The 13,402-nt window shown below is 48.2% G+C and carries 10 protein-coding genes; 5 read left to right on the top strand and 5 right to left on the bottom strand.

The features are described from left to right. Window positions 1-331: 331 nt before the first annotated feature. From MSMTP_RS00145 to MSMTP_RS00135, 3 genes are all read right to left on the bottom strand, one after another. Window positions 332-589, bottom strand: coding sequence for a hypothetical protein (locus tag MSMTP_RS00145; RefSeq protein ID WP_048176982.1), 258 nt, complete (start codon window positions 587-589; stop codon window positions 332-334). 290 nt (window positions 590-879) lie between these two features. Then, on the bottom strand, window positions 880-2,094 hold the full coding sequence (locus MSMTP_RS00140; protein ID WP_231582851.1) for a (Fe-S)-binding protein: 1,215 nt from the start codon (window positions 2,092-2,094) through the stop codon (window positions 880-882). A 5-nt stretch (window positions 2,095-2,099) separates the two neighbouring features. Beyond that, window positions 2,100-3,470 carry an FAD-binding oxidoreductase gene (locus MSMTP_RS00135; RefSeq protein ID WP_048176980.1) on the bottom strand — a complete coding sequence of 457 codons (1,371 nt, stop codon included), beginning with the start codon at window positions 3,468-3,470 and terminating at the stop codon, window positions 2,100-2,102. A gap of 414 nt (window positions 3,471-3,884) precedes the next feature. Between MSMTP_RS00135 and arcS the strand changes: the two genes are divergently transcribed. Together arcS and rimI are read left to right on the top strand one after the other, a co-directional pair. Continuing rightward, window positions 3,885-5,783 carry an archaeosine synthase subunit alpha gene (arcS, locus tag MSMTP_RS00130; protein WP_048176978.1) on the top strand — a complete coding sequence of 633 codons (1,899 nt, stop codon included), beginning with the start codon at window positions 3,885-3,887 and terminating at the stop codon, window positions 5,781-5,783. A 352-nt stretch (window positions 5,784-6,135) separates the two neighbouring features. Then, a complete protein-coding gene (gene rimI / locus MSMTP_RS00125; RefSeq protein ID WP_231582850.1) occupies window positions 6,136-6,630 on the top strand; it encodes a ribosomal protein S18-alanine N-acetyltransferase in 495 nt (164 codons plus the stop codon). Here the strand turns inward: rimI and MSMTP_RS00120 are convergent. Beyond that, window positions 6,614-6,889, bottom strand: coding sequence for a UPF0058 family protein (locus MSMTP_RS00120; RefSeq protein ID WP_048176974.1), 276 nt, complete (start codon window positions 6,887-6,889; stop codon window positions 6,614-6,616). The two genes, rimI and MSMTP_RS00120, sit on opposite strands and share 17 nt — an antisense overlap. Before the next feature lie 399 nt (window positions 6,890-7,288). Beyond that, window positions 7,289-8,767, bottom strand: a complete 1,479-nt coding sequence (dnaG, locus tag MSMTP_RS00115; protein WP_048176972.1) for a DNA primase DnaG — start codon at window positions 8,765-8,767, stop codon at window positions 7,289-7,291. A 1,897-nt stretch (window positions 8,768-10,664) separates the two neighbouring features. Between dnaG and MSMTP_RS00110 the strand changes: the two genes are divergently transcribed. The 3 genes from MSMTP_RS00110 to rtcA are packed head-to-tail and all read left to right on the top strand — an operon-like array spanning window position 10,665 to window position 13,354. Beyond that, on the top strand, window positions 10,665-12,053 hold the full coding sequence (locus MSMTP_RS00110; RefSeq protein ID WP_048176969.1) for an FAD-dependent oxidoreductase: 1,389 nt from the start codon (window positions 10,665-10,667) through the stop codon (window positions 12,051-12,053). Window positions 12,054-12,096: 43 nt separating this feature from the next. Continuing rightward, complete coding sequence (locus MSMTP_RS00105) at window positions 12,097-12,324, top strand: hypothetical protein (RefSeq protein ID WP_048176967.1); 228 nt, start codon at window positions 12,097-12,099, stop codon at window positions 12,322-12,324. 22 nt (window positions 12,325-12,346) lie between these two features. Then, window positions 12,347-13,354 carry an RNA 3'-terminal phosphate cyclase gene (rtcA, locus tag MSMTP_RS00100; protein ID WP_048182299.1) on the top strand — a complete coding sequence of 336 codons (1,008 nt, stop codon included), beginning with the start codon at window positions 12,347-12,349 and terminating at the stop codon, window positions 13,352-13,354. The last annotated feature ends 48 nt before the right edge of the window (window positions 13,355-13,402 follow it).

The following is a 13,402-nucleotide window of genomic DNA, read 5'->3' as shown; positions in this document are numbered from 1 at the left end:
CTGCCAAAAAGGAAATGGTACTAACAGCAGTGGACGGGGGTCCTGTCCTTTGCACAAGCAAACATAATCAAAATTATGTAACACTTGAGAGTATAAAAAATTTATGGAGTTCTTTAAAAAAATTCTAGAATTAAAGCCGGATTTCGCAAAAACAGTAAGATAGGATAGAGGAAGAGACTGCTGCATCTTTTTCCTCCATACATGAACCAAACTTAAGAATTAATTAAGCCCTCAACTTCTAAATATCCGAAAATTACTTAAGGAATAAAATTTTGAAGTTTGTCTCTTCTTCAATTTCCTCTCAACTTTCTTTAATTACCCTTCGCTTTCCTTACTTCCTCTGACATTCCTTCACGAAATTTTTTATTTTTCCTGCTACTGCATTACATCCGATAATGAATGGTTTCTCCGTGATCGTGACGGTAAGCTTTGAATCCCCGTCCCAGTCATAATCAGCTACAATACCACGCCCTGAAAGCTCTCCTTTCCTACCCGGCGGGACATGGATACCAGCTCCCTGAAGCTTTTTCTTCATACAGTTGAAAACCTCAGGAGTGACATCTTTAATTGTAACCGGTCTGCATCCCATATATCTTTCCTCCTTCCAGAAATATTTGAACAAATAATTCAAACCGATCTGGAAACCAGTTTAATTTCGAACCCCTTTTCATTTTGAAACCGATTTCCGGGCCGATTTCCCATTTTATTTTTCGCTTTCATTGTATAAGAGGGATACAGACAGGAGAAGAAAAACAATAAAAATGAAACAAATATGAAAATAAAAAAAGTATGCAGCTAAATTATAAAGTAAAAACGCCCGGAATGAAAGAAAAGCCACCCCGGAACAGTGAAATCAGCTGCTTAATAACCCGCCAAGGTTCATTCCAGCGCCATTGCCACAAGTTCGATGATATCGATGACCTCGATATCTCCGCCTCCGTCCCTGAGGTTGCGCACGCAGAGGGGGCAGGAGGTGACGATGTAATCCACGCCCTCGGGCACGTCCTCAAGCCGTTTTCTGGCAAGTTCAAGGGAGATGTCGGGATAGCCGATCCTGACTCCACCTCCGCCGCCGCAGCAGCGGGAGTTTTCCCGGATGTTTTTCATTTCTTTTAACTCACAGATAGCTTCGATGACCTCACGGGGGGCGTCATAGACGCCGTTATGCCTGCCAAGGTGGCAGGGGTCATGGTAGGTTACTTTAAGGTCGAGATGCTTGAGCTTCAGGTCGCCCAGGTGCTCGGCCAGGAACTCGGGAAGACTTATGACCCTGAGGTTTCCGGGGTAATTGTTCTTCAGGGTGGTGTAGCAGCCGGCACAGCCCGTGATGAGCGTGTGGGCGCCCACTTTCCTGATCTGCTCCAGGTTGTGCTCCATGATCTTTTCAGCGTCCGGCTTAAAACCGGTGCGGAGAAGAGGAGAGGCACAGCAGTGTTCGTCCGGGAGAAGGGTGACTCCGAAGTGCTGCAGGACTTCAAAGGTCTTCTTCGCAAATTCGGGATAGCGGTAGGAATCGAAACAGCCCACGAAGTAGACGTAATCTGATTTTTCAGGGAGCTTCGAGCGTTCGGCCTCAGGCAGCCAGTGCAGACGGTCCCTGCTTTCCCCAAAGGAGTTGCCTGTGCCGGTAATTGTTGAGCGGAGTTTTTCCTGACCTTCCGTTGTGATGCCCAGCCGCACGAGTTCGGAACGGGCCTCTTCCACGACTTCCGGAGGGTTTGCCCCGGCAGGGCATTTAGCAGCGCAGATCCCGCAGGTCGTACAGGTTGCAAGGCTCGGGAGGACGTCTTCGGAAGGCACCCTGCCCTCAAGGAGGCTCTTGATAATCAGCATGCGACCGCGGGTATTGGCAGACTCCCAGCCTACGGCTTCAAAGACCGGGCAGACCGAGCGGCAGGTCCCGCACTGCACGCACTTGTAAACCGACCTGCGATCAACCTCAAAAGGCTTTGTTTCGGTTTTTTCCTTTTCGGCTTCAGTTTTTGCCTCGGTTTTTGCCTCGGTTTTTGCTTCGGTTCCTTCTTCGGCTTTCATTTCTGCCTGTTTTTTTACCCCTGAAGCTTCATTTTCATTTTTTGTTTTTTCATTTTTCATTGCTCTCACAACCCAAGCTTTCCCGGATTCAGGATCCCTTTCGGGTCAAGGGCTTTTTTTATCGTCCGCATCACTTCAAACGCAGGGCCCCACTGGGCTTCCATGTACATTCCCCTGGCGGCACCCACGCCGTGCTCGGAACTGACCGTGCCTCCCAGCTCAATTGCAGTCCTGTGGACCTTATCCGCCGCTTTTTTCAGGCGGTCCCACTCATCCTGGTTCAGGACATCGATGAAAAGGGCAAGGTGGAGGTTTCCATCCCCGATGTGCCCGTACTTCATTGCAGGCAGGTCGAACTCCTCGGAGATTTCCTGCACGCGCCTGAGCAGTTTTGGGATCTGTTTCATGGGCACGCCTACATCTTCTCCCACATAGATCCGGGTCTTGGTCGGGTCCAGACGGGAAACCGCGGCGCCTACAAGTTTCCTGGCAGCCCAGATGTCAGCCATTTCTTTTTCGCTTTCCGCAAGCTTGATGGTCAGGGCCAGCGGGGAACAGACATCCATTACCTGCTCAGCGGCTTCACGCGCCGAAGTTTCCGTCCCGTCCACTTCAAAGAGAATGACATCCCCTTCCGCAGGGAGAACCAGGTTCGGGTCGTAGCGCTTCAAGACCTGCAGGGAAACCCTGTCCAGGATCTCGCAGGCCGAAGGGACGACTCCGTTTGAAAAGATCTTGATAACAGCTTTTCCGGCCAGTTCGGCATTTTCAAAGGCAGCTATGACCAGTTTCCGGGCTTTCGGAAGAGGGGCTATTTTCAGGCCCGCCTTCGTTACGATCCCGAGGGTGCCTTCCGACCCTATCATCAACTGGGTCAGGTCATACCCTGCCGCCGACTTCAACATTTTCGAGCCTGTGTGGATGACAGATCCGTCTGCCAGAACCACTTCCAGGTCCCGGACGTAATTCCGTGTGGTCCCGTACTTGACGCAGCGCATCCCGCTTGCGTTGTAAGCTATCATGCCCCCGATGGTACACATGGCAGAACTCCCAGGGTTCGGGGGGAAAAAGAAGCCGTGGGGTTTTAGCACATCATTGAGGGTATCCTGAATGACCCCTGGTTCCACAACGACCTGCAGGTTGTCCAGGTCGATTTCAAGGAGCCGGTTCATGCCTGACAGGTCGAGCACGATCCCTCCGTGTACCGGAACAGCTCCCCCCGCAAGCCCTGTTCCCGCACCCCTTGCGGTTACCGGGATTTCGTGCTCAAAGGCCAGTTTGACAATCCGACTGACCTCTTCCGTACTTTCAGGGCGTACAACGTAATCGGGCACCCCCTTGACCTGGGATGCATCGGAAGAATAACAGTAAAGTTCCGAAGACGAGACAGAGAGGCGGTCGCCAACGATCTCTAGAAGCTCTTCAGTGATATTCATTTATAGACCTCAAGTTTTTAAAATTCGGGTTTTTCAATTTTCAGAATTCGGATCTCAAAAAATAGGTGACTTTCGTAACATATGATGATCGGGTGAATAACTGCTTATGTGAGCAGCAAACTGCTTATGTGAGCAACAGATAATTTTTTGCAGCACACTATCAAGCTATTAATAATATATAAAAATATACCATCATCCTTCCCCTTTAAAGCATATAAGAATATACCATCATCCTTCCCTTTAAAGCACGTAAAATAATACAAATCACCCGCCCCCTTTAAAGCCCAAGTAGAATAATACCATCATTCTTCCCCTTTAAAGCCCAAGTAGAATGATATCAATCATCCATTCCCAAATATATCACATTTCTTTACATTCGGACAGACATAAAAGGAAAAAAATAAGAGGAAAACAATGACACGATACTTTGAGGTAGAACAAAGAGACGGAGCCGCAAGGATAGGAAAATTCCTGTTTTCCCCGGAACTTCGCACCCCGTGCGTCCTGCACACGGCAGAGCTCGGAAACCTTGAAACCCCGGGTTCCATCGTGGATGCGGGAAGCCTCTGGAGCTCGAAAGAGCCCGGGGGACCGGAAGCACACATAAAAGAAATCCGTGAAAAAGTGGGGGATGAAACCCTCATAATCCTGCCCCACCAGGCGTACCCTCCTGCCGTCCCTTCCGACGCTAGAAGAAACACCGGGACCTCCGCCGAAGGAACTGCCGGAACCGGGGACGAGGAGATGAAAGGAGAAGGTCCCACAGGTTCTCTCCTCAGGAAAGGAGAAATCCCCGGGAAAAGAGACCTCTACGTAATGGAAGGGGCAGGGAACCTAGAGAACAATGCCCGGAAGTTTCTGGAAACTGTCCTTGACCTGAAAAGCCGGATCCCCCCGGACAGCGCCCTCTATACCCCAAACCTCGCTCTCCCGGAAAATGTGGCAACTCTCGTCTACCTCGGCGTTGACGTTCTGGACGATACCCGAACGGAAATCTCAGCCTATTCGGATATCTACCTGACCGCAGCCGGCAGATTCCACCTGGATTCCTTGACCGAATTTCCCTGCAGGTGCAAAGTCTGCGCCTCCAACACCCCCGAAAAGCTGCTGGCACTCCCGAAAACCGATAGAGCCAGACTCCTGGCAGCCCACAACCGGGACGCCCTGGAAGCCGAACTGGCCCTTGTCAGGGAGAAGGTCCGGGGAGGCGCCCTTCGGGATTACCTGGAAGGACAGTGCCGGGTACGGCCCTGGTTAACGGCTCTGCTCCGCCTTGCCGACTTCGAATACACATATCTGGAAGAAAGAGTCCCCACATTCCGGAAAAACCAGCTTCTGGCAAATACCTCCGAATCCCTCTCAAGGGTAGAGGTGGTCAGGTTTGCCCGGCGCATACAGGAAAGGTATACCCCGCATGGACCCGGAATTCTCCTCCTGCTCCCCTGTGCCGCAAAAAAGCCTTACTCCATCTCCCAATCCCACCAGAAATTCGTCCATGCCCTGGGCAGGTACAAAAAATTTGTCCATGAGGTAATCATCACATCCCCACTGGGAATCGTCCCGAGGGAACTTGAACTGACTTACCCGGCCGCCCATTATGACACCGCGGTCACCGGCCACTGGGACGAGGAGGAAAAAGCCTGGGTTTCCGGCTGCCTGGAGGCTTACCTCTCAAAAAACAGGTATACAGCAGTCGTTGCCCACGTCGAAGGAGCCTACAGGGAAATCTGCGAACGGACAGCAGAGAAATTGGGGCTTGAGATCACCTACACTGCAAGCGCCGGAGAAAGCCTCACATCCCCGGCTGCTCTCCAGAAGCTCAGGAACACTGTTGAAACCCTTTGCAGTTCCGAAGATATCAACAGGAAAAGCCGGAACGCCGAAAAAGCAAAACTGGACCTCTTAAAGGGAATTGCAAACTATCAGTTCGGGGACGACGCAGGGCTCCTTTTCCAGAAAAAAGACGAAAAAGTGCAGGTAAAAGGCCGCTTTCCGAAACACCAGCTTTTTGCAGGAAAAAGACAGCTGGCTACCCTGGTTCCCCAGTACGGGACCCTGGCCCTCTCCCTTGAAGGGGCACAATTAATGGTAAACAGTAGCAAATCAGTGGTACAAATTGATGATTTTGTACCACGGGGTTCTATCCTTGCCCCCGGCGTAATTCGAGCAGACCCGGGGATTCGCCCGAATGATGAGGTGATAGTCCTCGGAGAGAGAGCTCTCTGCGTGGGAAGGGCTATGATGAGTGGTCCTGAGATGGAACAGGCGAGCAGGGGAATAGCCATTGCCCTCAGGCATGTTAAAAAACTCTGAGTTCTGAAAAGGAAAAAAAGTAAAATTTCAACAGGCTCGACAGTCAGTAAAAATATTTTATTATTTAGAAGGCCTCCGATTAGCAAAAAATTCAATAATAGGAGGCCTTCAAAGAGTGAAACTTCAACAAAAGAGGAACTTCAACAGGAAAAGTCGAAACTCCGTAGAAACAAAAAAGGCATTCATTTCAAAAAAAGATCTTCGTTTCGAAATAGCAAATAGGAACTGTTTAAGTGTTACCTTTAAGCTTTGAGTCTTTAGTTCAGAAATAGTTGACACGAAGAAGTAATTAAAAGGTAGCGATATATATTAGATTATGATAAGGCGCTTCACACCCGAAGATTTCCAGGAAATGATTGATATAGAGACTGAGGCTTTTTCGGAACATGACCCCCTTGTCTACATAAATTTTTACGAATTGGTGGGAGACGGGTTCCTTGTTGCAGAAGAAGACGGGAAAGTCGTGGGATATGCGGTAGGCTACCGTTCTGCGGAAAACGAGGGGCATATTTTTTCCCTGGGAGTCAAAAAGGAATACCAGGGAAGGGGAATAGGCACGGAGCTGATTTATGCTATTTGCGACCTTTTCATTGCAAACGGGCTTAAATACGCCAGGCTGGAAGTCAGAAACAGTAACTTAAAAGCGCAAAGACTTTACATATCCATAGGGTTCATACCCTGCTGGACCGAAAAAAAATATTATTCAGACGGAGAAGACGGAATGGTGATGAAAATGCACCTTCATCCTTACCGCCTGTTAATCTCAAAAAAAAGGCATATGGAACCTGGACTTTCGAGCAACGGGTTCCTTGCCACAATCCGGGGTCCGGTCAGTTATTACCCATGACCTTAACGGCGGAATTAACGGATTCTCTCATCTGGGGAGACTCCTCGAAGATGGAATCGTCCCTGGACATCAGGTTTGCGAGTTCTCCTCCTAGAATAAAGATTGCTCGCTTATGATCCGCCTTGCTCCGGTGAATGTGGACAGGACTTATCGATAAAGACTTGTACTCATCGAATTCCTGCGTTACTCCATGTCGTTCAAAATACCTTTTCATTTGGGCCATATATGTGTGCAGTTGTATGAGTTCTTCCTTGTGCATAGCGAACAGACCTACAATTTTACAAGATCAATTAAATATTACCTTGAATCAAATAAAAGAATTGCCCGAGGAAATCCCCTTCCTAGTCATTAATAATAACCTTTTCCATATATTGTATATGATAAATCATGATGAATCATGGATTATAGTGTGAATTTCGACTCTATAGTGTGAAAATATACCAAATCGTAGTGATTTTGCATGATTTATATAAATAGGTACACAATAAAACAAAGAACAGACATATAATTTACAATAAGGGGAAAAACAAAGAGGAAAAGTGAAGAGAACAGTGAAAAACAAAGAAAAAAAGTGAAGAGAACAATGAAAAAATGAGAAAACAAGTGAAGAGAACAATGAAAAAATGAGAAAACAAAAACTGTGAGGATTGGAAAAACCTCACAGCATGCTGGGGGTCAAAACCTCCATATCAGTAGGAACTTTTGCGAGGTTCCCGATTTTTACACCCACAAGCTTTTTAATGGAGTTGCTGGAAGCGATGTCAACCAGCCTCTGGGTGATCACACCGTCAAAAACAACGCTTTTTACATTGTTCCTGCAGGTCTTCAGCTTGCTGGCAAGGTCACGGACAGCGATTTCTTCAATTACCTTGTCCTCGGGATCCAGGATTCTGGCCGTCAGGGTGCCTTTCAGGGCATCTACATGGGGCTTGAACCTGAGGGCCTCTGCAGAAACAACAGGTGCCGGAGCTGGGACGGGCTTTGCCCTTTCCGCCGGAAAAACCCTTCTTGCGGCAGGCCTCTCCACAGGAGCTTTGACCCGGGTAGCTCTGGTCTGAACAGGTTTTGCAGCCGGAGCTTTGGACTCAACTTTCACTGCTACTGCAGGTTTTTCATGAACCGCCTTTTCCACTTTTTCTTCAGGAAGCTCTTTTTCCTCAAAAGAATCCTTCTTCGGGGAAACCCGGTGCACTTTAACTCTCTTATGCAACTTCTTTTCCGAAATGCGCGGGATAGCATCCGGAGATCTCAGGCTATTCCTTTTAGAGGGCCTTTCCACCCGCTCACAGCTGGTTCCACCCCTCTCCTGAAGCCCGTATTTCTCGATGATCTGTTCCACGGGTATCTTCCGGCGCAGAGTCCGGATAATTTCCTTCTGGACAAGGTCTTCCACACCCTTACCATCCGGTGCCCGGGCTACATAGTCAAGGTCTGCAACCTGCAAGAGTTCCCGGATAATGAGTTCTCCTCCCCGGTCTCCATCCGTGAATGCGGTTACTGTCTTCTTTTTAGTAAGCTCGGCCACCTCGGGAGGGATGTTGGTTCCACCCACGCAGATGGTGTTCTTGATACCGTAGCGGAGCAAGTTAAGGATATCCGCCCTGCCTTCCACAATAATGATGGCATCCGAGTTGACCACATTAGGGCCGCAGGGAATCCTGGACTTTCCGTAGTAGGTCAATTCGTCGATGCGCACCGACTGCCGGACTTCTTCGGCCAGTTCCTGGGACTCGGGAACGCTCTCGTCGAACATCCTTGTGAAAATGAGTTTTGCCCGGTCAATAATTTTCTTTCGCTTTACAGCCCGGACGTCCTCGATCTGGAAGACCTCAATCTTGGCACTGCAGGGCCCTACCCTGTCAATTGTTTCCAGCGAAGCGGCAAGAATTGATGTCTCGACCTTATCAAGGCTTGAAGGAACAAAGATGTTCCCTTTGGTTTTTCCCCCTTTGGCGGTAACCATTACCTCGATCCTTCCGATCCTGCCGGTTTTTTGCAGATCACGCAGATCAAGATCGGCCCCAAGCAACCCCTCGGTCTGGCCGAAAATCGCACCGACTATATCAGGCCTTTCGATGACCCCGTCGGCGTTAATTTTAGAATGAATGATATATTTCGTGGTATCTGTATTTTGCATGTGAATTCTCCTTGACTTATGTGAACGAATTCATAGTGAATGACGTTTAACTGAACGACTTTACCGGGAAAGAAATTGTATTGGATGATTTTGTTCATCGGATGACTTAACCGGGAAAGAAGTTTTACCGGACGATTTTATACCGGACGATTTTATCGGGAAATGTTTCAATACACCGAGCAATCCAGGTACAAACACCTGCAGGCTCAAGTCCCTGGTACAGAGTGGCATTTGGTGATAACACAACCTCCTACCAGACGATCCGCAAAGTGCCATGCAATGCAAAAATACAAAAATAGTAGAAATCAGATTCTTCAAACCCGGACAGACAAATACACCTTAGAACGGCAGATTTATAAAATTGAAGGTTTTTAAAGACCAGCGAAGATATTCCCGGACCTACCTGCAACTCTCTACTCTCGCCTATGCGAGCACGAAGTCCGGTCGACCTTTCCGGCCCTCTCCTGCTCGATGGAGTTCCTACCTTAACGTATAAACCAGAGAAGCGCCAATTCTGCTCCCTGATCTGGCTTATAATGGACGGTAAAGCTGTTACTCGCTCCGGCATGGTAATGGAAAGTTATTTATCCAGTGACTCTCCGCACCTGCCTTAAAGCTCTCACCCTGAGACAAGCCCTGTTAAGGAAACACAGGCTGTGTTCAAATCTGTGTTAATCTGTGTTCAAAGCCCCGAAGTTCAGTGTTTCAAAACCCCCGGGCCAGGTGTATATATGTATGCATATCATTCAATGCAAGCTAGCGCTGATTTTTTCAGAAATCCCCCTGAAGCCGGGGATTCTCCGGCACAGGCAGCCAAAAGGTGTCAGGCGTCTTACTCCCATTAATAAAGATTCCTATAGCGATAAGCGGCAAAGCAATAAATGAACATGTATGTCAGGCAAATTAAAACGCGCACCTGCTTGACTTTACCCTCTGCTTTAATGAAGCTGCAATGTCTGATTTCAGTTACATTGAATGATGGATTACTGCGAGTGGTGAATTTATGTAAATCTGTGATTTCTATTAAATTTGCATATTGCATTTAGCTGTGTTTGATTATCTTTACGAATGCGTGATGATGAATGGATGAACTCGTTAATTAATGATATGACCGAACAGAACGGTTTTCGCCCACCTCTAAAGCAACATCGGCGGACCTGGTTTCTGTTGTCATATATTTTTAAATTCATATGGTTATTGCTTGCAGCACTTAAGAACTTTGTGGTGATTAAAACTGCAGTGTCCAATTAGGACTTTTTCCCCATGCCCCATGAATCTGGAAATTAAAAACCAAAAACCCAGGAAAATTGAGGAAAAAGGAAACTTCAATCCGATTAATTTAGAAAGGTATAAATAAAACATGAGAGTTGTAAAAAATTGAACGGGCGAGACGTATAAACTATTTTTGTACACTAACCCCCCACTCCCAAACTCGCTCGTTCACCCCCTGCTTCTATAGAGTTTGAATGTCATTGGATCCTGATCTTACAGAGATGAAAATAATCTTTAAAATATTTTATATGTTATGACGCAATGACTTCGGAGAAATGTATATTTCTTTAAAATTATTTTAGTATAGTTTTTCATAAAATGAGGACCGAAAACCCTTTTATTATCTAAAAAACCTGTAAAATTCTAAATCTATAATAGACCTGAGTCCCATTCTAAAGGGATGTTTAAAGGGATGTTTAAAGGGATGTTTAAAGGGATGTTTAAAGGGATGTTTAAAGGTGTTAGAAGATTTGGGTTCTGAGTCCGGCACAAAATTCAGCACAAAAAATCGGTGAAAGGCAAACCGGTTAAAAAAATTTGAAGGTAAATCGATTAGAAAATTGATGAAAATATAGCGGGTGAAAAGGGAAGCTTCCGGACCGAAAAGGAACCCCGGGGAACAGACATGGCAAGAGTGATTATTATCGGAGGGGGAGCCTGCGGCATGGCAGCCGCAACCAAGATCCGTAGACAGAGCAATTTCGAAATCACAGTGCTTTCCAGGGATTCCCATACAGCTTACAGCCACTGCGGGATTCCTTTTGTTTTCGACCGGGAAATCGAGAGTTTTGAAAAACTGGTGGTAAAACCCCCGGATTTTTTCAGGAAAAACAGGATTAACGTACAGCTCAACACTGAAGTCCGGGAAATAGACCTGGAATCGGGAACTGTCCGGACCAGGGATGAGACCTATCCTTTTGATAAACTGGTTATCGCAACAGGCAGCCTGCCTTTCGTGCCGCGCAAAAGCCGTGCAAATGTCCTCCCCTACGGCATCCATACCCTGCGCAGCCTGGCTGATGGGATACACTTCGGAAAAGCCCTAGAAAAGACAGGAAAAGTATGCATCATAGGCGGCGGGACAATAGGAATCGAATGCGCAGCTGCCCTGGCAGGGAGAGGAATCGGTACTATACTTGTAAGCAGGAGCATAAACCTCCTTTCCAGACAGTTCGATCCCGATATGGCAGCAATCGTCCGGGAATACCTCGAAACCCTGGGAGTGGAAGTGATCTCAGGGCGAACTGTACTCTTCCCGGAAGGGTTCTGGAAGAAAAAAGCCGTGTACCTTGGGGACGCAGCAGACAAGGAAAGCGAAGAAGGGGAAAGTGGAAAGAAAAAAATCCCTGCCGACCTCGTGCTCCTGGCAAGCGGGGCAAAGCCCGAAATTGACATCGCCCGAGCAGCCGGAATTGATATCGGAAAGGCTGGTGGAATAATCGTAAACAAACGGCTTCAGGTCAGGGCAGGCGGAAAATTCCTTCCCGGGGTGTATGCAGGAGGGGAATGTGCTGAAGTGACGGACTTCATAACAGGAAAGCCCAGGCTGAGCCAGCTCGGTACCACAGCCCGCAGGATGGCAGACGTAATCGGGGACAACGTATCCGGTACAGAAGCCAGTTTCGGCCCCCTGACAGACCCCTGGGTAGCCGTTACCGGCGGGCTGCAGTTCGGCGGAGTAGGCCTTAGCTCAAAACAGGCTGAAAAGCAGGGAATAAAGGTTGTAACAGGCTTTTCCAGAGGGCGTACCAGGGCATCCTACTACCCCGGGAGAAAAGACCTTTACATCAAACTCCTTTTCAGGGACGAACAGCTGATCGGAGCCCAGCTTGTGGGAGGGGAGGGAGTGAAAGAACGCGTAGATGCCCTTGCCCTTGCAATCAGGAAAAAGACGACAATTCAGGAACTTCTGGACCTGGAGACCTGTTATGCCCCTCCTGTCTCCATGCTCGTGGACCCCCTGCATCCGGCAGTAAAAGCTGCTTTCAAAAAGATGCAGGAAAATGAAGCTTAAGTAAAGCCTATAAGTTTCGAGAGGACTCGAGTGGAAACCTCGAATGGAAAAGGCAGGCAGCTTTATCAGGAACGGCAGGAAGTTTAAAGGGGAGGCGGCAAATAATCTTATAACAAGCAACCTGAAGACAAATAACCTGAAAACAAATAATCTGATAACAAGCAACCTGAAGACAAATAACCTGAAAACAAATAATCTGATAACAAGCAACCTGAAGACAAATAACCTGAAGGTTGGTAAGCGGAGTGGAAACCAGGAACTAACAACTTAATGGAAGGGGCAGGGAAATGAAAATGATGGAAATCGATGGCTCCTATGGGGAGGGGGGAGGACAGCTTGTCAGGACTGCAGTGGCTCTTTCTGCGATCACAGGAAGGCCGGTAAAGATCACAAACATCAGGAAAAACCGCCCGAATCCCGGCCTGAAACCCCAGCACCTGAAGGCTCTTGAAACCGCGGCCATGGTCTGCAGCGCCCGGGTCTCGGGGCTTTCCCAGGGTTCAACCGAGTTTTCCTTTAGTCCAATGGAAATAAAGGGGGGAAAATATCGGATTGATATAGGAACCGCAGGGAGCATACCCCTTCTCCTGCAGTGCCTCATGCCCGCCCTCCCCTTTGCAGAAGAAAAAATCGAACTTACGGTAAAGGGAGGAACGGACGTTGCCTGGTCCCCTACCATTGATTACCTGCGGCATGTGACCCTCCAGGCCCTGGAAAAAATGGGCTATGCGGGCAGGGTAAAACTCCAGGAGCGCGGTTACTACCCGAAAGGAGGGGGAACGGTCCTGGCCACGTTTGAACCCTGCAAGCTCCGGGGATTCCATTTCAAACACCCAAAGAACAAATTAAATCTTGAAGTACGGGGAATCTCCCATGCCTCGAACCTGCCTTCCCATGTGGTTGCCCGACAGGCAGAAGCTGCAAAAACCCTGCTCCTGGAAGAGGGGTATTCCCCTGACATCGGGACTGAATGTTTTGAACTTTTTTCCACCGGAAGCGGGATAACCCTCTGGACGGGTTTTTTCGGGGGCAGTGCACTTGGAAAGAAGGGACTCCCTGCCGAAAAAGTTGGAAGGCAAGCCGCGGGGGAAATCCTTCCGGAACTCAGGTCCCTGGAAGCAGTGGATGTACACCTGGCAGACCAGCTGATTCCCTACATGGCCCTGGCAGGAAACAGTTCCTATACGGTCCGGGAACTTTCCATGCATACGAAAACCAATATCTGGGTCACGGAACAGTTTCTGGACGTTAAATTCCGGATCAGAGAAAAAGGCGAACTTTTTGAAGTTTCGGTGGACTGAAAAGGGCAAAAACGAAAAAACCTTCAAACCCGGAAAAAATGAAACCTA

Origin of the sequence: Methanosarcina sp. MTP4 (assembly GCF_000970045.1) — an archaeon.
Taxonomy (GTDB): domain Archaea; phylum Halobacteriota; class Methanosarcinia; order Methanosarcinales; family Methanosarcinaceae; genus MTP4.
The sequence above is the reverse complement of the archived record's forward strand: the minus strand, read 5'-3'. Positions and strand labels throughout refer to the sequence as shown.

Bases quoted from the DNA above. Each gene is read 5' to 3' on its own strand.
- arcS (WP_048176978.1), top strand. From the start codon at position 3,885: ATGACACGATACTTTGAGGTAGAACAAAGAGACGGAGCCGCAAGGATA.
- rtcA (WP_048182299.1), top strand. From the start codon at position 12,347: ATGATGGAAATCGATGGCTCCTATGGGGAGGGGGGAGGACAGCTTGTC.
- MSMTP_RS00110 (WP_048176969.1), top strand. From the start codon at position 10,665: ATGGCAAGAGTGATTATTATCGGAGGGGGAGCCTGCGGCATGGCAGCC.
- MSMTP_RS00145 (WP_048176982.1), bottom strand. From the start codon at position 589: ATGGGATGCAGACCGGTTACAATTAAAGATGTCACTCCTGAGGTTTTC.
- dnaG (WP_048176972.1), bottom strand. From the start codon at position 8,767: ATGCAAAATACAGATACCACGAAATATATCATTCATTCTAAAATTAAC.
- MSMTP_RS00135 (WP_048176980.1), bottom strand. From the start codon at position 3,470: ATGAATATCACTGAAGAGCTTCTAGAGATCGTTGGCGACCGCCTCTCT.
- rimI (WP_231582850.1), top strand. From the start codon at position 6,136: ATGATTGATATAGAGACTGAGGCTTTTTCGGAACATGACCCCCTTGTC.
- MSMTP_RS00105 (WP_048176967.1), top strand. From the start codon at position 12,097: ATGGAAAAGGCAGGCAGCTTTATCAGGAACGGCAGGAAGTTTAAAGGG.
- MSMTP_RS00140 (WP_231582851.1), bottom strand. From the start codon at position 2,094: ATGAAAAATGAAAAAACAAAAAATGAAAATGAAGCTTCAGGGGTAAAA.
- MSMTP_RS00120 (WP_048176974.1), bottom strand. From the start codon at position 6,889: ATGCACAAGGAAGAACTCATACAACTGCACACATATATGGCCCAAATG.